The 24,931-nt window shown below is 67.0% G+C and carries 27 protein-coding genes and 2 pseudogenes; 12 read left to right on the forward strand and 17 right to left on the reverse strand.

Features of this window, described 5'->3' with window-relative positions; genetic code table 11:
• Positions 1-24 precede the first annotated feature (24 nt).
• Genes RCH22_RS17570 through RCH22_RS17580 form a run of 3 tightly spaced genes read left to right on the forward strand, consistent with a single transcriptional unit; the run spans position 25 to position 2,777 of the window.
• The gene (locus RCH22_RS17570) at positions 25-636 is read left to right on the forward strand and encodes a nuclear transport factor 2 family protein (RefSeq protein WP_327014938.1); all 612 of its coding nucleotides are present in this window, start codon (positions 25-27) and stop codon (positions 634-636) included.
• Positions 633-1,742 (forward strand): amidohydrolase family protein, encoded by a 1,110-nt coding sequence (locus RCH22_RS17575; protein WP_327014939.1) that lies wholly within the window; start codon positions 633-635, stop codon positions 1,740-1,742. Before RCH22_RS17570 ends, RCH22_RS17575 begins: the two co-directional genes overlap by 4 nt.
• Positions 1,743-1,781: 39 nt before the next feature.
• Positions 1,782-2,777: an amidohydrolase family protein gene (locus tag RCH22_RS17580; RefSeq protein ID WP_327014940.1), complete on the forward strand. Its 996-nt coding sequence runs from the start codon at positions 1,782-1,784 to the stop codon at positions 2,775-2,777.
• Positions 2,778-2,969: 192 nt separating this feature from the next.
• Here RCH22_RS17580 and RCH22_RS17585 read toward each other — a convergent pair whose 3' ends face one another.
• The 6 genes from RCH22_RS17585 to RCH22_RS17610 form a co-directional block, all read right to left on the reverse strand.
• Entirely contained in the window at positions 2,970-3,314 is a 345-nt protein-coding gene (locus tag RCH22_RS17585) for an FCD domain-containing protein (RefSeq protein ID WP_327014941.1), read from the reverse strand.
• Between the two features lie 263 nt (positions 3,315-3,577).
• Positions 3,578-4,516: a zinc-binding dehydrogenase gene (locus RCH22_RS17590; RefSeq protein ID WP_327014942.1), complete on the reverse strand. Its 939-nt coding sequence runs from the start codon at positions 4,514-4,516 to the stop codon at positions 3,578-3,580.
• On the reverse strand, positions 4,513-5,589 hold the full coding sequence (locus RCH22_RS17595) for an amidohydrolase family protein (RefSeq protein ID WP_327014943.1): 1,077 nt from the start codon (positions 5,587-5,589) through the stop codon (positions 4,513-4,515). The genes RCH22_RS17590 and RCH22_RS17595 overlap by 4 nt, the downstream gene beginning before the upstream one ends.
• A gap of 5 nt (positions 5,590-5,594) precedes the next feature.
• Positions 5,595-6,488 (reverse strand): alpha/beta hydrolase, encoded by an 894-nt coding sequence (locus RCH22_RS17600; protein WP_327014944.1) that lies wholly within the window; start codon positions 6,486-6,488, stop codon positions 5,595-5,597.
• 51 nt (positions 6,489-6,539) lie between these two features.
• Positions 6,540-6,965 (reverse strand): hypothetical protein, encoded by a 426-nt coding sequence (locus RCH22_RS17605; protein WP_327014945.1) that lies wholly within the window; start codon positions 6,963-6,965, stop codon positions 6,540-6,542.
• 87 nt (positions 6,966-7,052) lie between these two features.
• Complete coding sequence (locus RCH22_RS17610; protein ID WP_327014946.1) at positions 7,053-7,679, reverse strand: GntR family transcriptional regulator; 627 nt, start codon at positions 7,677-7,679, stop codon at positions 7,053-7,055.
• Positions 7,680-7,855: 176 nt separating this feature from the next.
• On the opposite strand from RCH22_RS17610, the gene RCH22_RS17615 reads away from it, so the two are divergent.
• The 5 genes and pseudogenes from RCH22_RS17615 to RCH22_RS17635 all read left to right on the forward strand — a co-directional run.
• A complete protein-coding gene (locus tag RCH22_RS17615) occupies positions 7,856-10,192 on the forward strand; it encodes a pyruvate dehydrogenase (RefSeq protein ID WP_327014947.1) in 2,337 nt (778 codons plus the stop codon).
• 41 nt (positions 10,193-10,233) lie between these two features.
• Positions 10,234-10,845 (forward strand): VOC family protein, encoded by a 612-nt coding sequence (locus tag RCH22_RS17620; protein WP_327014948.1) that lies wholly within the window; start codon positions 10,234-10,236, stop codon positions 10,843-10,845.
• Positions 10,842-12,458 carry an FAD-dependent monooxygenase gene (locus RCH22_RS17625; RefSeq protein WP_327014949.1) on the forward strand — a complete coding sequence of 539 codons (1,617 nt, stop codon included), beginning with the start codon at positions 10,842-10,844 and terminating at the stop codon, positions 12,456-12,458. Before RCH22_RS17620 ends, RCH22_RS17625 begins: the two co-directional genes overlap by 4 nt.
• A gap of 11 nt (positions 12,459-12,469) precedes the next feature.
• Positions 12,470-13,339 (forward strand): fumarylacetoacetate hydrolase family protein, encoded by an 870-nt coding sequence (locus RCH22_RS17630; RefSeq protein ID WP_327014950.1) that lies wholly within the window; start codon positions 12,470-12,472, stop codon positions 13,337-13,339.
• 35 nt (positions 13,340-13,374) lie between these two features.
• A pseudogene (locus RCH22_RS17635) lies at positions 13,375-13,737 on the forward strand (CoA transferase subunit A); the annotation flags it as partial.
• A gap of 127 nt (positions 13,738-13,864) precedes the next feature.
• On the opposite strand, the gene RCH22_RS17640 reads toward RCH22_RS17635, so the two are convergent.
• Positions 13,865-14,470 carry a helix-turn-helix domain-containing protein gene (locus RCH22_RS17640; RefSeq protein ID WP_174774595.1) on the reverse strand — a complete coding sequence of 202 codons (606 nt, stop codon included), beginning with the start codon at positions 14,468-14,470 and terminating at the stop codon, positions 13,865-13,867.
• 78 nt (positions 14,471-14,548) lie between these two features.
• Between RCH22_RS17640 and RCH22_RS17645 the strand changes: the two genes are divergently transcribed.
• Complete coding sequence (locus RCH22_RS17645; protein WP_327014951.1) at positions 14,549-15,208, forward strand: class I SAM-dependent methyltransferase; 660 nt, start codon at positions 14,549-14,551, stop codon at positions 15,206-15,208.
• Here the strand turns inward: RCH22_RS17645 and RCH22_RS17650 are convergent.
• Positions 15,186-16,292, reverse strand: coding sequence for a DNA alkylation repair protein (locus RCH22_RS17650; RefSeq protein ID WP_327014952.1), 1,107 nt, complete (start codon positions 16,290-16,292; stop codon positions 15,186-15,188). The two genes, RCH22_RS17645 and RCH22_RS17650, sit on opposite strands and share 23 nt — an antisense overlap.
• A 191-nt stretch (positions 16,293-16,483) precedes the next feature.
• A complete protein-coding gene (locus tag RCH22_RS17655) occupies positions 16,484-19,276 on the reverse strand; it encodes a cation-transporting P-type ATPase (RefSeq protein ID WP_327014953.1) in 2,793 nt (930 codons plus the stop codon).
• A gap of 141 nt (positions 19,277-19,417) precedes the next feature.
• Here RCH22_RS17655 and RCH22_RS17660 point away from each other — a divergent pair, with 141 nt between their 5' ends.
• The gene (locus RCH22_RS17660; protein ID WP_327014954.1) at positions 19,418-19,834 is read left to right on the forward strand and encodes a PLDc N-terminal domain-containing protein; all 417 of its coding nucleotides are present in this window, start codon (positions 19,418-19,420) and stop codon (positions 19,832-19,834) included.
• On the opposite strand, the gene RCH22_RS17665 is transcribed toward RCH22_RS17660, so the two are convergent.
• The 4 genes from RCH22_RS17665 to RCH22_RS17680 all read right to left on the reverse strand — a co-directional run bounded on the left by RCH22_RS17665 (position 19,778) and on the right by RCH22_RS17680 (position 21,882).
• Positions 19,778-20,728, reverse strand: coding sequence for a DNA-3-methyladenine glycosylase 2 family protein (locus RCH22_RS17665; RefSeq protein ID WP_327014955.1), 951 nt, complete (start codon positions 20,726-20,728; stop codon positions 19,778-19,780). The genes RCH22_RS17660 and RCH22_RS17665 overlap by 57 nt on opposite strands.
• Positions 20,729-20,837: 109 nt before the next feature.
• Entirely contained in the window at positions 20,838-21,008 is a 171-nt protein-coding gene (locus RCH22_RS17670) for a hypothetical protein (RefSeq protein ID WP_327014956.1), read from the reverse strand.
• Between the two features lie 169 nt (positions 21,009-21,177).
• Positions 21,178-21,369: a DUF1918 domain-containing protein gene (locus RCH22_RS17675; RefSeq protein WP_327015562.1), complete on the reverse strand. Its 192-nt coding sequence runs from the start codon at positions 21,367-21,369 to the stop codon at positions 21,178-21,180.
• 45 nt (positions 21,370-21,414) lie between these two features.
• Entirely contained in the window at positions 21,415-21,882 is a 468-nt protein-coding gene (locus tag RCH22_RS17680; RefSeq protein WP_327014957.1) for a MarR family transcriptional regulator, read from the reverse strand.
• A 129-nt stretch (positions 21,883-22,011) separates the two neighbouring features.
• Here RCH22_RS17680 and RCH22_RS21240 point away from each other — a divergent pair.
• A pseudogene (locus tag RCH22_RS21240) lies at positions 22,012-22,116 on the forward strand (LysR family transcriptional regulator); the annotation flags it as partial.
• Between the two features lie 71 nt (positions 22,117-22,187).
• Here RCH22_RS21240 and RCH22_RS17685 read toward each other — a convergent pair.
• Positions 22,188-22,331, reverse strand: coding sequence for a hypothetical protein (locus RCH22_RS17685; RefSeq protein ID WP_327014958.1), 144 nt, complete (start codon positions 22,329-22,331; stop codon positions 22,188-22,190).
• An 8-nt stretch (positions 22,332-22,339) separates the two neighbouring features.
• On the opposite strand from RCH22_RS17685, the gene RCH22_RS17690 reads away from it, so the two are divergent.
• Complete coding sequence (locus RCH22_RS17690) at positions 22,340-22,624, forward strand: LysR substrate-binding domain-containing protein (RefSeq protein ID WP_327014959.1); 285 nt, start codon at positions 22,340-22,342, stop codon at positions 22,622-22,624.
• 125 nt (positions 22,625-22,749) lie between these two features.
• On the opposite strand, the gene RCH22_RS17695 is transcribed toward RCH22_RS17690, so the two are convergent.
• The 3 genes from RCH22_RS17695 to RCH22_RS17705 all read right to left on the reverse strand — a co-directional run bounded on the left by RCH22_RS17695 (position 22,750) and on the right by RCH22_RS17705 (position 24,621).
• Positions 22,750-23,034 carry an EamA family transporter gene (locus tag RCH22_RS17695; protein WP_327014960.1) on the reverse strand — a complete coding sequence of 95 codons (285 nt, stop codon included), beginning with the start codon at positions 23,032-23,034 and terminating at the stop codon, positions 22,750-22,752.
• Complete coding sequence (locus RCH22_RS17700; protein WP_327014961.1) at positions 23,035-23,274, reverse strand: hypothetical protein; 240 nt, start codon at positions 23,272-23,274, stop codon at positions 23,035-23,037.
• A 645-nt stretch (positions 23,275-23,919) separates the two neighbouring features.
• Positions 23,920-24,621, reverse strand: a complete 702-nt coding sequence (locus RCH22_RS17705) for a winged helix-turn-helix domain-containing protein (protein WP_327014962.1) — start codon at positions 24,619-24,621, stop codon at positions 23,920-23,922.
• Positions 24,622-24,931 lie beyond the last annotated feature (310 nt).

Here is a 24,931-nt window from a genome sequence, read left to right on the forward strand (position 1 = left end):
GGTCGCAGGGATCACACTGTATTCATGTCAACGTATGTGGAAGATCGCTTGGCGATCGCAGACCTTGAGACGGGATGGATCCACCGAGACCTCGGTGAATGGGCGGCGCTTCGAGAGTTGTTCCATCCTGACGGCGTGATCGAGATCACCTGGTTCCACGGCCTATTCACGGATTTCGTGAACGCGTCCGAACGCATGGGCGCATCGCAATTCCGAACCAAGCACGTCATCACGTCCCCCCTTGTGACCCTCAACGAGTCCCGGGATCGGGCGGTGGCAGAGACCAACGCGATCATCATCGCGGAGAACGTTTCTCTAGACCTCGGGTGCATGGGCCACAACCGGTTCATCGACCGGATCGAGAAAAGAGACGGCCTCTGGAAGATCGTCGACCGTAAAAGCATCTACGACGCCGCCACCTTCACCTTCCCCCTCGGGCTGGTCGACATCGACGGCGCCCTCGCCCGGATATTTCCCCGCGAGTACGCGGCGCGGGCATATCTGCTCGAAAAAAGCGGGTTCCCAGTAGCGAGGGTCTTCGCGACGAAGGGCAGCGACTTGGAACGCCGGATTAAAGCCGACGCCACCGCGTGGCTAGCCGCACCGGGATCCACCACCGAAAGGCACAACGCATGACCACCACCACGATCACCACCGTCCGCGTCTTCGACGGCGCAGCCATGCTCGAGGGATCCTTCGACGTGACGTTCACAGAACAAGGAATCCGCGCGGTCACCGCAACCACCGAAGAACCGATCGGTTCGGACACGATCATCGACGGTACCGGCAAAACGCTGCTTCCCGGACTGATCGACACTCACGTGCACTTCGACTCGTACGCTGATTTGGGCGAATTCACCCGCTGGGGTCTGACGACTGTCTTGGACATGGGAACCCACCCGAAGTCGCTGGTGGACAGAATGCGCGACCAAACAGGGCTGTCCGACGTGCGAAGTTCCGGCAGTCCAGCGTCCGGCCCAGGAAGCAATCAGACGACCAAGGGCAGCTTCGCGTTGTCCACGGTGGTGAGCGGGCCTGACGACGCCCCCCGGTTCGTGGCCGACCGGGTTGCCGAAGAATCCGACTACATCAAGATCATCATCGAGGATCCCGCAAGGGTCGGCGACGTGGCCCTGGGCGGCGACACCATCGCCGCCATCGTGCAGGCCGCTCACACGGTTGGTCTTCAGGCCATCGCGCACGCCTCCTCGACAGCAGCGTTCCACCTCGGCATCGACGCCGGCGTCGACATCCTCACGCATGTTCCTCTCAACGGGCCCATCACGTCGGAGATGGCCGCCTCGATGGCCGTCGGTAACATTCGAGCGATTCCAACCCTGATCATGATGAAGGGCACCGCCTCGGCGGTCGGTCTTCCCGACTCCGGCGACGGACCCGGATACCACAACGCATCCGCCTCGGTTACCGCCATGGCGGCAGCCGGACTGATGATCGCCGTGGGCACCGACGCCAACAATGCCCCCTTCGTGCCCTTCCGTCCGGCTCTCGGCGAATCGATGCACGACGAATTGCAGCTTCTCGTCGACGCCGGCCTCAGCCCCACGGAAGCGCTACGAAGCGCCACCAGCACCGCCGCCGCCCTCTTCGGCCTCGATGATCGCGGCAGCGTCCGAGAAGGATCCCGCGCGGACCTGCTTCTCGTCACGGGCGACCCCACCGCCGATATCACCGCCACAAGAAACATCGACCATGTCTGGACCGCCGGGATCCCCGCCTCCTGACCATCCGATCCACACCTCTCGATTCAAAGGACCCACCTCGTGAAACTCATCACCCTCGAAGAGCACTACCTGGACGTATCGATCGCCCGAGCAAGCGCCGGGATTGCATCCCACCAAAGCCCCGACTTCCACGCCACGTTCGATCCGAAGCTGGGCTTTTCCTGGTCCCCGTCCGCCGAAGTCCTACAAGACCTCGACGAAGGCCGCATCGCCAACATGGATGCCAACGGCATCAGCATGCAGGTCCTCTCTGGACTCTCCACACAACAGCTCCCCGCTGAGCACGCCGGTGATCTCGTGACAAACCTTAACAACACACTCGCCGCAGCGGTTACGAGGCACCCCGACCGGTTCGCGGCGTTCGCGTCCCTGCCAACTGTCCTGCCCGAACACGCTGCCGACGAACTCGAACGCGGCGTGCGGGACTTGTCCATGGTCGGCGCGATGATCATGGGGCGTACGGAGGACCAATTCCTCAGCGAAACTCGATTCGACCCGATTCTCGCCCGCGCGGCGAGTTTGAACGTGCCGATCTACCTGCACCCGGGAGTCCCGCCCGCCGCCAGCAGCGCTATCAACTATGCCGGCCTCGACCCGCTGGTCACGGCCCGGTTCCAAACTGCGGGATGGGGGTGGCACATGGAAACAGGAATCCACTTCCTGCACCTGGTCCTCAGCGGTGTCTTCGACAAATACCCCACCCTCCAGATCATCCTCGGACATTGGGGCGAAATGGTCCCGTTCTTCCTCGATCGGCTCGATGAAGGCTTCCCCACCCGCCTCACCGGCCTTGACCGTTCCATAGCCGAGTACGTGAAATCGAACGTCTATGTCACCCCCAGTGGCATGTTCAGCCACGCCCAGCTGCAGTACTGCATCGAGACCCTCGGTACCGACCGGATCATGTACTCCGTCGACTACCCGTTCCTCGACAACGGCGGGGCCGCCAAATTCCTCGACGAAGCAAAGCTCGAGCCGGACGTGAAAGAAGCCATCGCGCACGGCACCGCCGAGATCCTCCTCAACCTCGCCTAGCAGCCCCGGACGTGACCGGTGCCCTCGAACGGCCGTCCACGAGACCCAACCGTCCTCTTAAATCAGAATCGGTGTTTCGTGTTCAACGGCCCGTGACCGAGACCTAATGGCTGTGCATGTACGCGACTCTTAGTGGCACTTCTCCTCGACGGACCGCAGCGGAATGACCCGTTCGGCTCCGGCGAAAGGGAATCAGGTCGCAGGTTCCGCTGCCGGCTGGGTGCCGGTGTTGTGCTCGATCATGATCTCCGTCACCGCCGTTCGGTCCCTGGCCTCGAGCGCATTGGCCATGCGCACGTACAGGTCGAGGCGCGCATTCAGCACTTCCGGCAGGGGCTGAGCATTCACCGGACGCAGCGTGACGGCGTGACGTTCAAGCAGATCGAGCAGGCTTAGAAAGACGGTGCGCAGCATGGTATTGGGCGAAACGCTAGCCACGAACGCCTGAAACTGCCAGTTTCCATGCAGAAAGGACCGCACGTCCCCGGTCGCCATCGCCCGTTCCATCTGGACTATCTCCAGGCGCATCCCAACCATACCGTCAGCGCAAGAATTTACTTGATCTGCGCAAAGACCAAGCGAAAGTGCTGATGGATCCGTTGGGATAACTTCGGAATGGCCAAGATCGGGCTGTCAGAGTGCGACCGTCATGGACTGAGCGCGAACAGAATGGGACGCGCACACCGATTTCGAGCAGCCCTTCCTCATTCCGAAGTACCGCCTGGTCCTGCCGTGCGGGCGGTCCAGTCTCGGTTTCATCGCGATGCGGCGAGTCTGACCGCCGACCTTGACGACCGTGGTCACCGCATAAAAACGAGTCGACCCCGGTCATTCCAGGTTGAGTGGATATCCGCAAGGGCACGTGGCTGGATGTCGACCTCAATTACGCCACGAGCGGCGAGATCAAGTGCTGCATCTGCCATATTCCGGCGACGCTCGGCCGAGTATGCGCCGGCGCCGCTGCCCCAGACGTGCAGGTCGCTCATGCGCATCAAGGCGGAGTCGAGCGAGACGTGCACGCCGTCGAGCGCACCCAAGTTGACCCAGTCAATCCGATGTTGCGGGTGCGGAGCCGAGCGTGCAAGCGCAGCCATCGCGATGGCCGCCGTGTCGCCCCAGAGGAAGTCGAGCACAACGTCCACGCCATCGGCCCCGACCCGGGCAAGGGACGCGTCGAGCCCGTCGTCGAGGGGGATCACCTCGTTGGCGCCTCGATCCGCGGTTCGGCGGAGCGCATCGCCTTCGCGGCCGACCGCGATCACCCGTCGTGCGCCGAGGTGCTTCGCTATCTGCACCGCCACCGAGCCGGATGCGCCGGTCGCGCCGATCACGAGCACAGTCGGTGTGGCACCTGGCTCGAGGATGCGAGTGAGCGGCAGCCACGAGGCGAACGCCGTGTTGACAACCGCGGCGGCCTGAGCGGCGTCGAGACCCGCGGGCACGGGCCGGACCGAGGCCGGCGACACGGCGACGCGGTCAGCAAGAGTTCCCCACGGTGAGCGCACGCCGGGCACGTAGACGATGGAGCCATCCGGAAGCTCCGCGACGCCATCGAATCCCGCAACGATCGGCGGCTTGGCGGCGCTCGAGTAGTGCCTGCCGGCTGCGATGAGCCGGACGATGTTCGAGACCGCTGCCGCGCGGACCTCGGCGACGACCTCGCCTTCGAACGGTTCGGGCTCGGGGAAGTCGCCGTAAACGGGCGGCCGGGTGAAATCGGCGACGACGGCAGCCTTCATTGGTCGAGCCTCCCTTTTTGGATGCGCTGTCCCGCGATCCAGACGCCGCGCATGCTGCGAGTGGCGGCGATGTCTGCGGTCGGGTCGGCATCGAGCAGAACGAGGTCCGCGCGAAGTCCGGCCGCGATCCTGCCGCGGTCATCGAGTCCGAAGTGGTCGGCGGCGACCGAGGTGGCCGCGTCGAGCGCTTCGACCGGAGAGAGCCCGGCTTCGACGAGTAGTCCGAGCTCCTGGTGCAGGCTCTCGCCGAACGGCGGCGACGACGGGCCGAAGGGGACCGCGTTCGCGTCCGTGCCGGCGAGGATCGGCATCCCTGCGTCGTGAAGCACTGCCACCGAGGCGCGCGCGGGTTCATACACGGGCCCGGGGGCACCAGCCGCCTTCAGTCCCTCGACGATCCCCTTCATCATCGTCAGAGTCGGGACGACGACCGCGCCGGCCGCGGCGAGCTCGGCAGCCTGAGAGCTCTCGAGCGGACGATCGAGCGGGACCTGGGTCAGGATGTCGACCCCGGCCCTCTGCGCCATCGTCACGGCGTCGAACCGCGACGCGTGCGCCACTACCTTCTTGCCGCGGGCGTGCGCCGCGGCCACCAGGGCATCGACGGTCTCCTGGTCGAAGCCAGGGAGGTCGATGACGACCTTGATGTAGTCGGCGCCCTCCTCGACTCGGGCGGAGACCCAGGCATCCGCCTCAGCAGCAGCTACGACGAGCACCTCGGGCCCGGCGTGCATGCGTTGTGCGTGCACGCTCGTCGGTGATGTCGAGACAACGCCCGCCGCGCGGAGATCCGCCACGCCGGGGAGCCCGCGCAGCGGGTTGAGAAGGGACATCGGGTTGCCCATATCGAGCACGGTGGTCACGCCGAAGGAGGCGAAGGTCGCCAGGGTCTCCCTCCCAATGACGTGCACATGGCAATCGATGAGACCGGGAATCAGATAACCCCCCGACTCGACGTCGCGCGCACCGGAAGCGTCGGTCCCGATGACCGACCCCTCGATCACCACGTCCTCGGGATCGCCGAATCGGCCATTCCGGTAGACGCGGACACCGCGCAGCACGCTCGACGTCATCGCGGTCAGACCTTCGCCGTGGCGGCCGAGCGCGCGAAAGCGAGCTGGGAGTTCTGGAACTCGTCGCTCGGCAGGTGGAAGTCGATGCAGTGACCGGCGCCGAGCTGCAGCTCGATGTCGACCGACAGCGCAGAAGTGAAGCCGGCGCGATACTCATCGACCTCGCCCTGGTCGGTCACCCAGAGGTGATCGAACTCGGCCTGCCGGTGATGAACCTGAACGGCCACTTTGGCTGTGATAACTGCGCGGCGTTCGAGCCACGCACCCGTGATGTCGAGTAGCTCCGCCTTGGGCACCGAGGTGTTCGACGGGTAGCTGGCCGCAGGCATCGCGTCGTCATAGGTCTCCGGGGGGCCGAACATCAGCTGGTCCTTGAGCGGCACCGGCAGATCGATCATCGGGATCGGGGGCAGCGACGCCCATGCGCCGGCCGACTCCGCGGGGACCCGCACCAGGCATCCGGACGTCGCCAGTCCGAGAAGCGGCCACGACTGCGGCGTCGCCGCGATGATTGTGGCGATCGCCCCGCCGATCGAGTGGGCGACGAGCACGATGCCGGCCGCATCCCCGCCGTACTCGTCCCAGATGGAGCCGATCGCGTCACCGAGCACCTCCGCGTTGTCGACGATGATCGAGCCCTCCGAGGTCAGCGGGCTGGAGCCGAGGTAGTTGGGCCGGTCGATAGCGATCACCGGGATGCCCTGCTTGGTGGCGTTGTCAAGCAACGAGTGCCCGGGGATGTCGAAGTACTCCGAGGAGTACGTACCGCCGTGCAGGGCGACGATCAGCGGCTCGCCGGCGCGGGGAACGAGGTCACCGCCGATGTTGGTGCGTCCGGTAAACGTGTACCCGGCAGCGGCTCCTGAGCCGACGATGGTGTGGGTGAACGGTGTGGACATCGTTGTCCTTTCGGGGTGGGTGGATACTGCGGGGTACTGCAAGGTCCTGCCTCAAATAGATGCTGCGGCCAGCGCCGATCGGACGCCCTCGCCGACGGCGAGCGAGGCGTCGAGGTCACGGCTATGTGCGCGCCTGGCCAGGATGGCCGCGCCTCTTAGATCCGCTGCGAGATCGGCTTCGCGCGCGATCACAAGGAAGTGGAAGTGGGGGTAATTCTCGCCGAAGCTCATGAAGTACACCCCCGTCGCGCCGGTCGCCGACTGGATGGCCGCCGAGACCCGCTGCGACACGGGACCGAACTCGCCGAGCTCGTCGGCAGTAGGCCCAGCCCAGCCCTCCGCATGACGCCGAAGTCGGAGAATGAACCAACCGGGCACGTCGTAGCCTTCGGCGATCTCGCAGGACCAGTCATCGTCGCGATAGACGACGTGAGCCGAGTCGGCCGATTCGAGATCACATGGGAGACAGTCGCTCACCTGGCAGCCTCCTCGCTACTCGCTACGATATATTCTGCATCGTATGGCGCGAGATGGCGCCGCACAAGTGCGGATCTGCGGCTGAGGTCAGGATCCTTCGAGCGGGAAGATGTGCTCGCGGATCTTGTCTTCGTTTGTGACCAGGTGGAGGCGGAGGGCTTCGGCCATGGCCTCAGGGTCGGCGACGAGCGCCGCGTCACGGAGCACTCGGTGAGTCCTGTAGCGCCGCGCCCGCTCGGCTCCGGTGATTTGGGTCGGATCGAAGACCAGATGCGTGTAGCGCTCTGCCGCGACCCACAGTGTGTGCAGCACGCGGTCGTCCCATTCGTTCGCGGCCGGGTGCACGAGCGCCTCGTGGAAGTCGTAGTGCGCCTGCCAGGCGATCTCGGGGTCGCGATCGCGGCTCGATTCGAGCAGGGCATCCAATCGGGCCAGTTGTTGCTCATCACGCTGCCCGGCCGAGGAGCCGGCCAGCGAAAGCTCGAGCTCATAGCGGAGCCGGTAGATTGCATGCAGGTCGGCCATGCTCAGGGGGGCGACACTGGCGCTTCGTGCCTGCTTCAGGATGATCAGCCCTTGCGATTCGAGCCGGCGTAGCGCCTCTCGGATAGGGATGTGGCTCACCCCGAGCTGACCGGCCAGGTCGCGGATCGAGAACTGCTCTCCGGCGACCAACGTTCCCGTCAGCACCGCTCGGCGGATCTCTGCCGTCACCAGATCGACCGCGGACGCGTTGGCGGATGCGACTGAGCGTACCTGTCTCTGCAACGTCATGCGATCTCCTCGACTGTTCTGGTCACATAGTGCCACGGGCTGCACAGTGCCCGATTCTCATCCCGGTTGCACCGCTACGCTATAAGATATATCTTGCTGCAACGAGGGAGCATGTCATGGAGACACGGGACCGCGCGGCGACGTCCGACGTCGATCTCGACGTGCTCGCGGCCGTCGAGCGCAAGGTGCTCTGGTTGGCGATCGCGATCATCGACGCCGCCAACTCTCCAGCCCGCAAAGATCCCGACGGGATCAAGATCGGCGGACACCAGGCCTCGAGCGCCTCGCTCTCGACGATCATGACTGCCCTGTGGTTCACGGAGCTCACCAGCGAAGACCGCGTCTCGGTGAAGCCTCACGCCTCGCCGGTGCTGCACGCCATCAACTACCTGCTGGGAGAGCTGACCCCGACCGAGCTCGGCACGCTCCGCGCCTTTCATGGGCTCCAGAGCTACCCCAGCCGCTCGAAGGATCCCGACACCGTCGACTACTCGACCGGCTCGGTCGGCATCGGGGCCACGGCGCCGATCTGGGGCGCCATCGCCCGACGGTACGCGGCGGATACCGCGGGCACTCCCCGCAGCACGGGTCGGCAGTTCAGTCTGGTCGGCGACGCCGAACTCGACGAGGGCGCCGTCTGGGAGGCCGTGCTCGACCCGATGGTCGCCGACCTCGGCGAGCTGGTCTGGATCGTCGACTTCAACCGGCAATCGCTGGACCGAGTCGTCCCCAACATCTCGGCGACCCGTCTTCAGGCGATGTTCGCCGCCGCGGGCTGGCAGGTCATCACCCTCAAGTACGGCAGCCTCCTCACCGAACTCTTCGCGAAGCCCGGTGGCGAGCACCTCAAGAACCGCATCGACGGGATGTCGAATCCCGAGTATCAGCGCCTGCTCCGCTGTTCTCCCGCGGAGTTGCGCGAGCGGCTCCCGGGCACCGGCGAAGGCGCGAGCATCATCGCCGCGCTGCTGGAAGGCCTCGATGACGAGCAGGCCTTGCGGGTCATCCGAGGGCTCGGCGGGCACGACCTGTCGAGCATCATCCAGTCGTTCGGCGAGATCGACGATACCCGACCGACCGTGATCTTCGCCTACACGATCAAGGGGCACGGCCTGCCCAATGCCGGTCACCCGCAGAATCACGCCAATTTGCTGAAGCCCGCGCAGCTGGCGCAGGTGGCCGCAGAACTGGGCGAGTGCGTCGACGATCCCTGGCGCGGGTTCGCCGCGGAGTCCCTTGCGGCCGAGCTCTGTTCCGAGGTCGCCGAGCGCCTGCGCCGTCCGCCTGTCCCCACCTCACAGCCCGCGGCGATCCCCGCCGACTTCGACCGCGAGATCACCGGACACAGTTCCACGCAGCAGGGACTCGGGCGGTTGCTCCTCGATCTGGTACGCGTGGCCCCCGACGCCGCCCGGCGGGTGGTCACGGTCGCCCCGGATGTCGCATCCAGCACCAATCTGGGCGGCTGGGTCAACCGCGCGGGAGTGTGGTCACCGAACGAGAAGCGGGACTGGTTCGCGGATGACGCGGAGACGATCCTGCACTGGAACGAACGCCCATCGGGCCAGCACATCGAGCTCGGCATCGCCGAGGTCAATCTGGTCAGCCTACTTGGAGAGCTCGGCGCGACCTGGAGCAGGTGGGGCGAGCCGCTGCTGCCGATCGGCACCCTGTACGACCCCTTCGTCACCCGGGCGCTCGAGCCATGGTCGTTCGGTGTCTACGGGGGTGGGCAGTCGATCCTGATCGGAACTCCGTCCGGCGTCACGCTCGCCGCCGAAGGCGGGGCGCACCAGTCGATCATCAGCCCCTCCATCGGCATCGAGCAGCCGGGCGTCGTCTATTTCGAGCCGGCGTTCGCGCAGGACTTCGAGTGGTGCATGCTCGATGCGCTGTCGCGTCTCGGCCGATCCGACGGATCGTCGAGCTACCTGCGTCTGAGCTCTCGCGTCATCGATCAGAAGCTGGCCGCTGTGCCCAGCGATCCTGCGGCACGCGATCGCCGTCGGCGCCAGGTCGGCGCCGGCGCCTACGCGCTACGCCGCGTGCCGAGCGTCGACGTCACGCTCGTCGGCATGGGCGCCCTCATTCCTGAGGTGCTCGAAGCCGCGGACCGGTTGGCGCAATCGGGTGTCGCCGCGGACGTCGTCTGCGTGACGAGCGCCGACCGCCTGTACCGCGCGGTGCGGGCTCGGAGCGGGCAGGGCGACGGCGACGCAGCGATTCTCGACCAGGTGTTCCCGGCCGACCGTGCCGTTCCGATGGTGACGGTCCTCGACGGGCACCCGCACACACTCGCTTTCCTGGCCGCGATCCGCGGTGTGCGCAGCGTGAACCTGGGGGTCACCGAGTTCGGCCAGACCGGCACGTTGCAGGAGCTGTATCGCCTGCATGGCATCGGTCCGGCTGCGCAGATCGCGGCTGCCCTCGACTTGGTCGATCCGACACACTGAAGCCCAGCGTCATCCACCACCCATCTCAAAGGAGAGAAGGAATGCCCGAGAACACGATGACCGATCGTCCGGTCAACCCTCCCAAGCTTCATCACACCACGTTCACCACCCTTCGGATGTCCGAGATGGTCGCGTGGTACGGGCTGGTCTGCGGACTGCGGCCGGTCTTCCAAAGCGACGAGGCGTCGTGGCTCACCAACGACGAGGCCAACCACCGCATTGCGTTCCTCTCTCCTCCAGGACTCAAACACCCGACCGACAAGGGGCACGAGACCGGCATCCACCACACGGCGTTCGAGTTCTTGACCTTTGACATGTGGATGAACAATTACATCCGCCTGCGCAACCACGGCATCCTCCCGTTCCTCCAGCTCGACCACGGCATCACGATGTCGGTGTACTACCAGGACCCCGACGGCAACGGCGTCGAGATCCAGGTCGACGGCTTCGGCGACTGGGCAGATTCAAGCGAGTGGATCGCCAATGCGAAGGAGTTCGCCGAAAACCCGATCGGCACCTGGTTCGACGCCGAGAAGCTGGTCGCCGCCCGCGAGTCCGGTTTGAGCTTCCAGGAGATTCACGAGCGCACGCGAGCGGGTGAGTATCTGCCCGAGGTGATTCCCGAGGACATCTTCCTGCCCGAGGTGTGGTGACCGCCTCGCCGGACGCCGGTCGGCATGCCGCCGTCGTCATCGTCGGCGGCGGACCGGTCGGGCTCTCGATGGCGCTCGAACTCGCGTTCCACGGCGTTGGCTCCCTCCTGATCGAGCCGCGCGCCAAGGTCGAGCACTCCCGACCGCGGGCCAAGACCACGTCGGCTCGTACCATGGAGCTGTACCGCCGCACAGGAGCCGCCGCCGAGATCCGCCGCCGCGCCCCGATCCCGGCCGAGTGGTCGGATGAGGTGCGATTCTGCACGACGGCGACCGGGCACGAGATCACCCGGTTGACCGGCGTGCTCGGGCTCGAACTGGTGAATTCGGACCTGACGGCGGAGGGCGCGCAGCAGGTGACGCAGCCGATCGTCGAGGAGGTGTTGCGGTCCCTGCTCGCCGAGCGACCATCGGTGGCGACCCTGTACGGCTCCCGGGTGATCGACGTCGATCTCGACGCGGATCGACCGCGCGTGCGGATCGAGGATGCCGAGGGCGTGCTGTCGACGGTCACCTGCGACTACCTCGTGGGCGCTGATGGGTCCCGAAGTGTGGTGCGGGCTGCGCTCGGTGCTCACTACGTCGGTGCGGCGGCGGGTCGCCCGAACGTGAACATCACCTTCCGCTCGGCTCAGCTGGGCGCGCTGCTCCCCAAGCGCCGCGCAGTGCATCACTGGGTCCTCAACCCTGAGTTCCCGGGCGTTATCGGACCGCTCTCGCTGGATGGAACCTGGTGGGCGATCTCGACCGGCACCGAGACGATCGCCGATGACGACGAAGCGGCCGCCCTCGTGCGTGGCCTGGTCGGCGCGGACATCGACGTAGAGATCCTCGCCACCGACCCCTGGCAGGCGAGAATGCTGCTCACCGACTGCTACGGGTCGGACCGCACCTACCTGGTCGGGGACGCCGCACACCAGAACCCGCCATGGGGCGGGCACGGTTTCAACACCGGGGTGGGCGATGCCGTCAACCTCGCCTGGAAGCTGGCGGCCGTCCTCAGCGGGTGGGCGCCGGTCGAGCTCCTCGAAAGTTATGAGGACGAGCGGATGCCGGTTGCGGAGCAGACGATCGATTTGGCGGCGACCAACATGCAGGCGTTATCGATCGACCTGACGTCTCCTGAGCTGATGGCGGAGGGTGCGGCCGGCGACCAGGCGCGCGCCGCCGCTGCGGGTCCGATCAACAATGCCAAGCGCGCGGAGTTCTACAGCCTCGGCCTGGTTCTCGGCTATGGCTATGGGCCCAACTCGTCCGATCAGACTCCCTCGGGTGACGTCTACCTTCCCGTCGTCGCCGCGGGGAATCGACTTCCGCACGCGCGCAGCGCCGCCGGGAAATCGCTCTACGACCTCCTTGGTCCCGAGCTCACCCTGATCGGTGCGCCGGGGCAGGCATGGGTCGATGCCGCGTCGCGTCGCGGCATCCCACTCGTCTGCGTCGATCCGTCCTCCGATGGCTTCGGCGCGATCGAACCTGACCGACTCGTTCTGGTTCGGCCCGACCAGCACATCGCGTGGGTCGGGCCGTCCTTCGCGAATCCCGATACGATCCTCGACTCCGCGCTGCGCGGATTCGTCAGCCGATCTCCGGCTCCATCACCCATCTCCTGAAGGACAAGCTCATGCGTATCGCGAATAATGCCGGCCGACTGGTGCTTATCGACGGCGAAAATCTCCTCGATGTCGAACGCGCGAGCGGCGGCACCTTCCAGACCGACCCGATGGCGGTATTCAGCCGCTGGGCGGAGTTCTCTGCGTGGGCAGCCACGGTCGACATCGTCAATCACGCTGAAGCCTTCGCTCTCGCCGGCGCGAACCTGGACGCGCCGTCCCCTCGGCCACGCCAAGTTTTCGGCATCGGCCTGAACTATGCCGACCACGCTGCGGAGTCCGGCCTGCCACTTCCCGAGAAACCGGTCGTGTTCACCAAGTTCAGCTCCTCCGTCGCCGGACCGGATGTGGAGGTTCCGCTTCCCGGAGACACGGTCGACTGGGAAGCGGAGCTCGTCGTGGTCATAGCTACTGGCGGTCGGCACATCCCCGTTGATGAGGCGCCATCCCACATCGCCGGGTACACCGTCGGGCAGGATCTGTCCGAGCGCACGGTGCAGTGGCAGGACCAGCCGCCCCAGTTCAGCATCGGCAAGTCCTTCGAGAACTTCGCGCCGACCGGACCGTCCATCGTCACTCTCGACGAACTGCCCCATGCCGACGCACTCGCGATCTCCGCGACGATCGTCACGATTGACGGCGAGGAACTCGTCATGCAGAACGGCAACACGGATCAGCTCGTCTTTTCGGTCGACGAGCTCATCTCCCGTCTGTCCGATGCCGTCGAACTGCTGCCGGGCGATCTCATCTTCACCGGGACACCTCCCGGAGTCGGGGCCGGGCGCGATCCGAAGCGCTTTCTCGTTGCCGGGGAAAGGCTCGTCACCGAGATCGAAGGCATCGGGAAGATCACGCAGCACTTCGTTAATCGCCTAGCCTGATCGTCATCGCCCCAGCGGGCAAGGGAGTGAAAATAATTGGCAAGTTCCGTCACAGCGCAGCTGACGCGCTGGTCGACATCGTCCACGATGGGATGACGGTCGCGGTCGGGGGATTTGGGGTGTCGGGCAATCCGACGAGCCTAATCCACGCGCTGCGCGACTCGGGAGTTACGGATCTCACGATCGTGTCCAACAACATGGGCGTCGACGGCAAGGGGCTCGGCCTGCTCATCGAGAAAGGCCAAGTTTCCAAGGTGCTCGCTTCGTCTGTCGGGGAGAATCGGCTGTTCGCTGAGCAGTACGTCTCTGGGGTGCTCGATGTCGAGTTCGTCCCGCAGGGGACTCTCGCCGAGCGGCTGCGTGCCGGTGGCGCTCGCATTCCTGCGTTCTGGTCGAGGGGGCATCAGGAGGTTGGGGGTTCGAATCCCTTCGGGCGCACAGGACAAAAGCCCCGCACTCCATGAGATGTGGGGCTTTTTTGTGGCTGTCCGCGGGATCCGCGGCCGAACCCCCCCCGGTCGCGTCTCACTCGCCCAGGCGCCCGGGTGGCGCGGCGCGCACGTGCATCCGCTCGCCCTGGCGGCCGAAGAGGGTGAGGAACTCGACGTCGCCCGGTCCGACCCGGCCGAACCAGTGCGGCGTGCGGGTGTCGAACTCGGCGGCCTCCCCGGCCGGGAGCACCAGGTCGTGCGTGCCGAGCACGAGCCGCAGGCGGCCCCGGAGCACGTAGATCCACTCGTATCCCTCGTGCACCCTCGGATCCGGCTCACGCTCCGCTACCGTTGCGGGGATCAGGTGTTTGAATGCCTGCGGCCCGCCGCTGGCGCCGCGGGACAGCGGAACGATCGTCTGGTCGCGGTGCCGCGTCGGCCGGAGGTGGATGCGCGGGTCACCCGTCTCCGGTGCCCCGACCAGTTCGTCGAGCGGAACGCCATAGGCCCGCGCCAGTGGCAGCAGCAGTTCGAGTGCGGGACGCCGTTGCCCGGATTCGAGCCGGGACAGCGTGCTGACCGAGATGCCCGTGGCGCGCGACAGTTCGGCGAGTGTCATACCGTGCTCGCTGCGCCGCGCCCGCAGGAGCGGGCCGACGGCGGCGAGCATCGTCTCCGTCGTGGGGGAAGTGTCGTCCATGGGTCGATCTTGCCACTTCGGCAAACGTGCTTGGCGATTCCGTCGATCCTGCCCGAGCATCGGAGCAGGAGGTCTGCCATGACACACGAGGAACACCCGTTCGGCCGCGATTACTGGGAGGAGCGTTACGCCGCCCCCGGTCTGGCGTGGAGCGGCGACCCGAACCCCGTGCTCGTCGCCGAAGTGACCCCGCTCGCGCCGGGACGCGCCCTCGACATCGGCAGCGGGGAAGGCGGTGACGCATTCTGGCTGGCGATGAGCGGGTGGCACGTCACCGGTGTCGACATCTCCACGAACGCGCTCGCCAAGGCGCGTGCCCGGGCGGAGTCCGTCGACGGACCCGCCGCGGCGCGCATCCGCTGGGAGCAGCACGACCTGACGGCCTGGTCGCCAGAACCCCGTTCATTCGACCTCGTCTCTTCGCAGTTCATGCACCTGCCCGGGTCCGCCAGAATCCTGTTGTTCCGGGCCCTCGCGGCGGCCGTCGCGCCGGGCGGTACGCTGCTCATCGTCGGTCACGACGTCTCCGAGGCTGATGCCGGCGAGCACCGGGCGCACTTCCGCGAGTTGATGTTCGGGGTCGACGACGTGCTCGCCGCGATCGACGGCACGGAGCTCGACGTCGAGGTCGCCGAATCGCGTGAGCGGGAGGCGCCCGCCGCCCACGACAGCGCGACCCCCGTGCTAGACGTGGTGGTCAGGGCGACCCGGCCGGTCAGGCCTCCGGCAGCAGGATGAACGGCGTCCGGCCGTGGGTCACACCGTTCACCTGCAACTCGACGGCGTGCTCTCCGGGGTAATAGCGACGGGTGGTGATCGCCCGGAGCGAGTGCCCCTTGGTCAGCAGCACGACCTCGCCGGGCTCCAGAGTCAGGGTCGCGAGCTTGAACGTCTTGCCGGTGAGGGTGCCGTTCGCCTTCTGGTGGTGCAGGACATAGTCGACGGCCAGCCGGGTGGCCACACGGGCGTTGTTGCGGATGCTTGCGGTGAAGTCGACAGTTCCGCCGAACGCCACCTTCGTCTCGGCCAGCACCGGGCCGGCCACCGTCACATCGGCCGCATGGAAGCCGAGCTGGGCGAGCGCGGCAGGGTTGCCCCGCTTCACGAGGGTGCGCAGCGCGTGCCGCACGAGCCGGGCGGTGTGCTCGTCCGGTTCGGCGAGCCAGGCGGCCGTCGTGGCGACCGCGAGCTCTGGCTGCTGCCGGCTGAGGTCGTTGAGATGGTTGGCGACCGACCGGCGCACGACCTCGTCATCGTCGCGGTAGAGCGCGTGCAGGATCGGCAGGGTCGCGGTCGGCTCGGCGAGGATCCCCGGGACCCGCCGAGCCCACGGCAGGAACGGCCGGGTGCCCTCGGTCGCGAGCCTGCGCACGTCGACGTCGGTCGAGGCGGCCCAGCCCAGCACGACCGGGAGCGCCCGGTCGAGGTCGTGGTCGAGCAGCAGCCGGATAGCGAATTCTGAACTGAGCCGGCCGGTGAGCTCGGCGAGCATACCCAGGGCGTCATCGAAGGCGGCATCCGTGCCCGCCTCGATGCCCTTGACCGCGATCGCGGTCGACACCGGCCAGATCAGCCAGCCGGTGAATGGCAGGGTTCCCGACGCCGCGGCGCGGATGGTCGCGGCGAATGAGTCGTAATCGCCCGGCAGGTCGGCCAGCAGGGCGTCGCGCAGCAGGTCGCTCCTCTCCCGCAGTGAGAGTGGGCCGAGCGCTTCCATGGCTGCGCGCAGCGCGGTGAGCGGAGCGTGCGGCGTGACGGCCTGGATCGCCGCGGTGAGGGCGACCGCGGTCGGCACTCCGATGAGTTGGTCGGCGAAGGGCATGGGGCTCCTGGTGCTGATGTAGCGATGTACCCCTCCAGCGTGCCAGATTGCGGCCGACACGGACACCGCGCCGATTTCGGCAGGCCGCGCCCGAAACGGCGGGTGCGGTTTGCCGGAACCGGCGCGGGCGCGGGTGCGAGCCGCCGAAACCGGCGCGGGCGCGGCCTGTCGACGGGTGCGAAGCGGATGCCTCAGGCTCGGCCGACTGGTGCGCTCGCGCGCCGCCGCCGAAGGGCCGCAGCACCCTCCCGGATCCCGAGGAACACGACCGCGGCACCCACGACGAAGGCCCAGTCCAGGACGCCGAGCCCGCTCGTGCCGAAGAAACCCGCAACCAGCGGTACGTAGACGATGACGAGCATGATCGCGATAGCGAGGTAGACGGCGTACCAGAAAGACGGGTTGCTGAACTGGTATCTCGTGAAGAACCCGTGCACGCTGCGGCGCTGGATGATGCTGACGAGCTGGCAGACCATGATCGTGACGTAGGTGATCGACATCGCCTGGGCGAGCGGCAGAGCAGGTACAGTCTGGCTGAACGGGTCGATGCCGTTCCGGCCGTAGAACAGCAGGTAGTTCGTGATGGCGAAAATGCCCATCAGGGCACCGCACCAGAACACATCGACGATCGACCGTCTGTTCAGGATCCGGGCGTGGGAATCCCTCGGCGGGTCCTTCATCGTCTCCCCTTCGGCCGGGTCCTTGCCGAGGGCCGCGATCGGGAAGATCTCACCGAGGAGATCGATCGCGAGGATTTGGAGCACGTTCAGGGCGAGAGGCACGCCGAACAGGGAAGCCAGGGCCAGGCTCGCGGTGTTGACCACGAATTCCGCGATGTTCGAGGTGAGGCAGCTGAGCACACCCTTGGTGATGTTGCGATAGATGGTGCGGCCCTCGCCGATCGCGTTGACGAGCGTCGCGAAGCTGTCGTCGAGCAGCACGATCTCGGCGGCCTGCTTGGCGACATCCGTTCCGGAGGCGCCCATGGCGACCCCGATGTTCGCATGCCGCAGCGCGGGCGCATCGTTGATGCCGTCGCCGGTGACGGCGACGATGTGCCCGGAGGCCTTGACGAGGTCGACGATACGCACCTTGTCCTCCGGCGCGACCCGGCTGAACACCGTGCCGCCGCCGAGTGCGTGACCGAGAACCTCGGCGTCGGGCATCGCCGCAAGCTCCGCGCCGGTGACGATGCGCAGCCCGTCGTCGCCAGAGAGCCCGGCCTGGTGTGCGATGGCCTCGGCCGTGAGGGAGAAGTCGCCCGTCACGATGTTGACCTTCACCCCGGCTGCGAGCACGGTCGTCATGGCGGCGGGAACGGCAGCGCGGATCGGGTCCTGCATCGAGACGAGGCCCAGGATGGTCAGGTCGCGTTCGATGACATGGATGTCCCCGCTGGCGGCATCCGCTTCGGTGAGCACCCGCGTCGCGAAGACGAGGTTGCGGAGTGCGCGGCCCGCCTTCTCGGTGTGCCGGGCGAGCAGGGCCGCCCGGTCGGCGTCCGTGAGCGAACGCACTGCGGTGCCGTCGTCGATCAGGGTGGCCCGGGCGAGCAGGCTTTCCGGGGCGCCCTTCGAGTATGCGGTGAGCACTCCGTCCGGGTCCCGGCGGATGCTGGTCATCAGTTTCCGGGTGGAATCGAACGGCAGTTCGTCGATCTCGGGGCAGCGGGAGCGCATTGCCTCGAGGTCGATTCCGGCCTTGCCGGCCGCGACCAGGAGGGCGCCTTCCGTCGGGTCGCCGAGGATCCGCCAGCCGTCGTCCCCGGCGGGGGCGACCAGGCGGGCGTTGTTCGCGAACACCCCGACGGTGATGAACGCGCGCAGCCGGGCCGTTGCCGTGTCGCTCCGCGATTCCGGCTCGAAGACGCCAACGGGCGCGTAGCCGATCCCGGTGACCCGGTAGTCGGCGCCGCCGACGACGAGTTCGCTGACCGTCATCTCGTTCTTGGTGAGCGTGCCGGTCTTGTCGGTGCAGATCACGTGCGTCGCCCCGAGCGTCTCGACTGAGCTGAGCTTCTTGACCAGGGCGTTCTGCCGGGCGAGGGTGCCGGCCGCGGCGGCGAGCGCGGTGTTGACCTCGGCGGGCAGCCCCTGCGGGATGAGGGCGCAGGCGAATCCGACGGCGAAGAGCATCGCCTCTCGGAGCGGAAGTTCGGACTGCACGGCGATGACCAGCACGACGAGCGACACCACGGCGACGCCATAGCTGACGTACTTCGCGATCTTGCCCGTCTCCACCTGCAGTGGGCTGCGGATCTGCGGGGCCGACTGGCTGAGCCGAGCGATTCGGCCGAGCTCGGTGTGCATCCCGGTCGCGGTGACGAGTCCGAGCGCCTCACCGGTGGCGACGCTCGTGCCCGCGAACGCCAGGTTGTGCCGGTCCGCGAGCGGCACCTCGTGGGGGATCGGCCGCGCGTACTTCCGGGTCGGGTCGCTCTCCCCGGTCAGGGCGAAGTCGTTGGTGGAGAAGGCGGTGGTGTCGACCAGTCGAACGTCGGCGGGCACGGAGGCGCCTTCGGTGAGTCGCACCACGTCCCCTGGCACGAGCGCCCGGGATTCGATATCGGTCAGGACGCCGTCCCGATAGACCTGGGTGGTCGGGTCGACGAGCCTTTCGAGCGCCTCCATGGTCTTCTCCGCGCGGTTCTCCTGCACGAAACCGATCAGGGTGTTGAATCCGACGAGTGCGACGAGGACGCCGGCGGTGCCGAGGTCGCCGAGGAACCCCGTGATGGCGGCGCTCGCGAGGAGCAACACGATCATCCAGTCGGCGAATTGGCGCAGGTAGCGCCTCAGTGTGGATTCCTTCTTGAGGGCGACGATCGCGTTGCTGCCCGCGCGGATCCGCCGCTCGTCCGCCGAGCCGGTCGTCAGCCCGGAGCGGGAGCTCCCGAATGCACTGAGTACCTCATCAGCCGTTTCCCGATAGATCGACGCGGCGGGGTCAGCGGAATCGGCAGAGTGGAGCTGCGGCAAGCTCATGGACCAAGGCTACGCTTCGGCCCGGGCGCCGGATGCCGGGGCGTACCAGCCCGGGGAGGCCGGGGGCACCTGCGGGGCCAGTGGACCGGGCGTACGCTGTGCTCGTCGGCTACCGCAGAGGGTGCCACCGGGGAGAATCTCATGACACAGGCCAGGAACAAGATCGCGAAGAGATCGGCACGGAAGCGGGGCTGGAACGACCTCAGCCCTCGTGAACAGACCGGGGTCCTCGTCGCCGGATCGGTGCAGCTCGCGCTCGCCGCGACAGCGTGGGCGGAACTTGCGAAGCGGCCCGCCGCGCTCGTCAACGGTCCGAAGCTCCTGTGGGCCGCCATCATCGGAATGAACTTCATCGGGCCGATCGCCTACTTCGTGTGCGGCAGGCGGAAGTCGCCCGCGACAGGCCCGGTGCCGGCAGCGGTCACCGAGCCCGCGACGCCCTTGGCGCCCGCGGAGCCCGACGCGAGTCCAACGCCCGCACTGACACCGTCCGAGGCCGCCTCAGTGCCCCCGGTGGTCGACGAAGGCGAGCCGGGCCCCGTGCCGGGGCTTGCCTAGGCTCCCGGAGGCCTCGAGCAGGCGGACGACCCGGTAGCGATGCGGCTGCCAGATGCGCATCGCGGAGACCATGAGCGCGTCGTCGAAGTCCGCGTCGAACAGGGTGTGGCCGATCGCCCCGGCGAGGTGGTAGTCCCCGACCGAGAGCGCATCGGCGTCGCCGAACGCCCGCTGAGCGACTTCCGCCGCCGTCCACTCGCCGATCCCCGGCACCGCCCGCAGCCGCGCGCTCGCCTCGGCCGCCGACAGGTCGCTCGCCGCTTCCAGCTGCCGCGTCACGGCGAGGCAGACCATCACCGTGCGGGACCGCTGCGGGTCGACACCGGCCCGATGCCACTCCCACGAGGGAATGAGCTGCCAGGCCCGTGCCGAAGGCGGCACGCGCATTCCGGCAGGTGCCGGGCCGGGAGCAGGTGTCCCATGCGCGCGGACGAGGGTGCGGAACGAGACCGTCGCCTGCAGGCTGATGACCTTCTGTTCGAGGATCGCGGGAATGAGCGATTCGATGACCCGCCCGGTGCGGGGGATCCGCAGGCCGGGCCAGCGCCGGTGCGCGTCCCGCACGAGCGGATGCTGCGCCTCGAACCCCGAGGGATCGTCGCGCTCCCCGAGAAGTTCCGGTGCGCCCTCGACAGCCTCCCTCGCGCCCTCGCCCCACGCCTCGCAGCGAAGCTCGGTCAGGCCGGACTGGGTCAGGCGCAGGGTCGCGGGTCCCGATCGGGTGAGCGTCGTGCGCCACACGGCACCGTCCTGGCTCACCTGGAAGGTGGGGTCCGTCCGGCCCCGGCGCAAGCGGGAGAGAGTGAGCGCGACATTCGTCGGATGGGCGGGCCGCCACCGGCTCGAGCAGTCCGCCGCCCCCGGTGCGTTGTCAGGTCCCGTCGCTGTATCCACCCTGACAGCCTAAGGACTGCGTACGACACAGGGGCGTTCCCGGAGGCTCACTGCGCTTCGGGTGCGCTCCGAACCCCGGACCCTGAACCTTCGAACACCTGGTGCCGGGTCAGTTTGCCCCGACCGTGAGGTGCTGCTTGTGAATCGGCTCGATCCGCACACTCGTGCGTTCGCAGCCAGAGCACTTGAGCACGTAGAGCGGCAGGGTGACCTGCTTCGCGTGCGCGGCGTTCGGCGTGAGCTGCGCCGGCGAATGACAGAACGGACACGTGATCAGCATGGTTAGGTCCCCTAATCCTCTTACCCGCCACGGTTTGTAACGTGTACTTCAACGCTAGCTCTCGAAACCCGCCGTGGTACCCCCTAGACGGATGTGACGAACTATGTATCCGTACAGAAACGGAAGCCTGCCACCGGTTGTGCTCGCCTGCGGTCGGCCGTTCGGGGCTTCAGTCCGTGTCGGAGCGCTCGATGACGAAGTCCGCGCCCGGGTAGACCACACTCTGGTGACCCTCGCCGAAGCGGACGAGGTATGGCGGTTCGCCGTCTGGCCCGCGAACCTCGATGATCTCCCCGTGCTTGTCCGGTGTCTCGACCGTGCGGCCGCGAATGATGATCCTGTCGCCGATGATTGCGTGCATGGTCACGAACCTCCTGCGGCTCACGCTACGCCGGGGCGGCCGTTCTCAACAGGGCAGGTCCTCCGGCGGCGGGCAACCCGCCGGCCCGATCCGGAGCCGGTCGCACAGGGCGGTGAGCTGCTCGAGCTCTTCGTCGGAGAGAGCATCGCCGAAGCGGGCCGAGATCGACCCCATGTGGTCGACCGCGACACTGCGGAACAACGCGTACCCGGCGTCCGTCAGCTCGACGATGGCGCCACGCCCGTCGTTCGGGTCGGTGAGTTTGCGGATATACCCCCGCGAGGCCAGGCGATCGATCAGGCGACTCACGCTCGGCTGGGTGAGCAGCACGTGCTGGTTCAGGTCACGCAAGCGGATGCGCCGGTCCGGCTCCCTGGAGAGGTTGAAGAGGACGTCGTACTCGTTGAAGGAGATCTCGCGGGACGGGAAATCGCTCGCTAGGCTGCGCATGATCGCCACCTGCGCGCGGAAGAGCGACTCCCAGGCGGATACTGCGGCCGCTCGATCCGTCACCAGTCCTCCTCAGTCGTGTCTTCCCAGACTAGAGAATCTACGCCGACTTGTGCGTCCCGCTGTCTTCCGTTTACTTTTATCCGTGCGTAGGCTAAACCGGACTTTGGGTTAGACATCAGGAAGCTCAACATGCTCGCCGAACTCGACCGGCTGGGCACGATCGCTGCCGTCGCGCGATCCCTCAACCTGACGACTCCGGGCATCTCCATGCAGCTCGCGACCCTGGAACGGGGGCTGGGCGTGAAGCTGACCGAGAAGCAGGGGCGTCGCGTGGTCGTCACGCCGGCCGGCCGTGTGCTCGCGCGTCACGGCAGCGTCATCGTCGACATGCTGGCCGTCGCGGAGATGGAGGCGGCCTCCCTCCGCGAGGGGGCAGTCGGCGTGTACCGGGTCGGCGCCTTCCCGACCGCTGCGCGAGCGATCATGCCGGCCGCGTGGACGGCGATCACGGCCGCCGATGACCGGGGCGTGGAGCTTCGGACCCGTCGGTTCGACCGTGGGCCTGGCCGAGTTCGCGGACCACAACTGGATTGTGCCCGGCCGGGAGCGCTCCTGCTTCGACATGGTGCACCGCGCCACGGACCTCGCCGGCTTCGAGCCCTGCACGGTCGCGGAAGCCACGGACTACCGGGTCCAACTCGAGCTCGTCGCGGCCGGGGTCGAAGTTGCGCTGATTCCCGAACTCGGGGCGACCGAGGTTCCGGCCGGCGTCGCCCTCGTCGATTTCGACGTTCCCGTCTAACGAACGATCCTGCTCGTGTCCCGTCGGGCCTCGGTCTCCGACGCGGGCCTTCAGCGAGTGTCTGCCGCCATCATCGCGTCGGCTGCAGCGCTACTGCCCGCCGGGACGAGCGCGCGCTAGGCATCTCACCCTGCGAACCGTGCTTCGCCGGGTCCGCGCCTGCGCCGAAACCACGCTACAAACCGATCTCCCTGGCTGATGCCCACGACCCCGAGCACGATCACTCCACCGCGCGCGAGCTCGCTGGGTAGCGGCACCTCGCCGAGCCAGGGATAGGAGATGAGCACGCCGACTGCCGGCACCAGGTAGAGCAAAGAGGTGGATGTCACGACCGGCAGCCGCGCGACGGCATACCCCCAGAGCACGAACCCGACCCCGGACGGCAACACGCCGAGGTAGACACCGGCCACCTACGCCTGCGGACTCGCGGTCACCATTCCCGACCAGCCGAACGGCACGAACGGCACGGTCATGATCGTGCCGGCGACCATTGCGTGCGTGGCCACCTCGATGGCGGTGTACCGGTACAGCAGCAGTCGCGAGTGCGGGTGGTAGATGCCCTGCACGGCCATCGCGGCGACGACGATCCACACGGCGCTGCTCAGGCTGATGCCTGCCCGCGCGACGCAGACGACGAGCACTCCGGTCACGGCAACGCAACTGCCGAGAATCCGGGCGACGCACCCGGAGGAATGGTGCCGCGCCGAGTAGCACGGCGGCTGCCACGCACAGTCGCACAAAGGAAAGCCCGATCAAGCCTAGATTCGGAGCGGCTACCCCGATGGCGGGAAAGGCGCTCGCCCAGAGCACGACGACGCTGAGCCCGGCGAGCAACACGCGGGGCGAGGTCATGACTGAAGTCTGCGTTCGGTGAGGAGTTATGTCTATGTAGTTTTTATTGGCATCAGCCTAAACGGACGTTTGCCTTATCGATCAGGTCGGCTCTTGGCTGATTCGCAGAAAGAATACAGCCGCACAGCTAGCTTTCCGTTACCGGTTCGTTATATATTCGTTGTGCGTCAACCGTTTGCTGTGGCGGAAGACGCGAAATGTGATTGCAGGACACTCTTGGTGCAAGGGAAGAGGGTCGGTCGTTAAGCCTCTACGACCGGCCCTCAATCACGTTAACGCCCCGTCCGCGTCATGAATCCGCAGCTCGTCGCGCACGGCGCATCCGCTCGCGCCTGAATCTGAGGCTTTCTGAAGTACGGCTAAAACACGTTTGCGCGTTCGGCGACCGTGCCTTGTCCGCAACTCAATGCGGATATGAGTCGGTGCAGGGTGGGGGACTGACCCTAGAAAATGTCGGGGCTCGGTGTCGTCGACTGGCGGATGGAGACATCCGCGTGACGGTCGAAGCGGTAGCCGACGCCGCGCACCGTGCGCACGATGTCTTCGTAGCGGCCGAGCTTGGCGCGCAGGCGGCGCACGTGCACGTCGATGGTGCGCTCGTTGGGCGCGTCGTCCTCATCCGCGGCATCCCAGAGCTTTTCGATGAGTTCGGCACGCTCGATGGTGCGGCCCTCACGCAGCACGAGGTACTGCAGGAGTTCGAATTCCTTGTAGGTCAGCGCAGCGGTCTCGTTGTCGAGCACGACGCGCTTGCGGGAGATGTCCACGACGACGCCGCCGGCGGCGCGGTCCGGGTCGGCCACCGTGCGGTGGCGAGCCAGGGCGTCAGGGTCCTGGAGGGCGAGGCGCACGACGTCCACGTCGCGCCCGCCGGCCCCTGCCGGGGCGAGCGCCACGGCGGCGTGGGTTTCCGCGTTCGGGGCGAGTTCCTCGGTGAGGGCCTTGAGCGCCTCGACGATGCGGTGCAGCGAGGTGCCGGCCGCGGCGGCCTTGGCCTCGTCGATGCCGACGTAGAGGACGAAGCCGCGGGCCTCTGTGCCTTCCGGCACGGCGCGGATGCGGGGGGCAGCGGGGGCAGGCGCCAAGGCGAGTGCCGGGCGGGCGTTCTGGATGGAGCGGGCGGTGTCAATGTGTGCGAGCGACATGGCAGGAGTCCTTGGGAGTGATGATGCTGGGGTGAACCCGGCGCTCTGCGCGGTTGTGGGTTCGACAATGGTCGTTGCGACCGGGTGCGGAGCGTCAGAAAGGCTCCGGGAGTTCAACCGACTGACGCAGAACCGCTGGGTGCTACTGCACGGGGTTCGGAGGCGAGAGGGGAACTCGGCGATGATGTCGCGATTCAGCGGCACATTCGGCAACACTCGGCGCGCATGCCGGGCATCATCATGCCGGCAGTCCCAAGGGCCTCGAGGGAGGTCAGGGGGCGGTGAGAGGTTGTCATAACTGTGAGTAAAG

Origin of the sequence: Cryobacterium sp. GrIS_2_6 (genome assembly GCF_035984545.1) — a bacterium.
In the GTDB taxonomy this organism is placed as follows: Bacteria; Actinomycetota; Actinomycetes; order Actinomycetales; family Microbacteriaceae; genus Cryobacterium.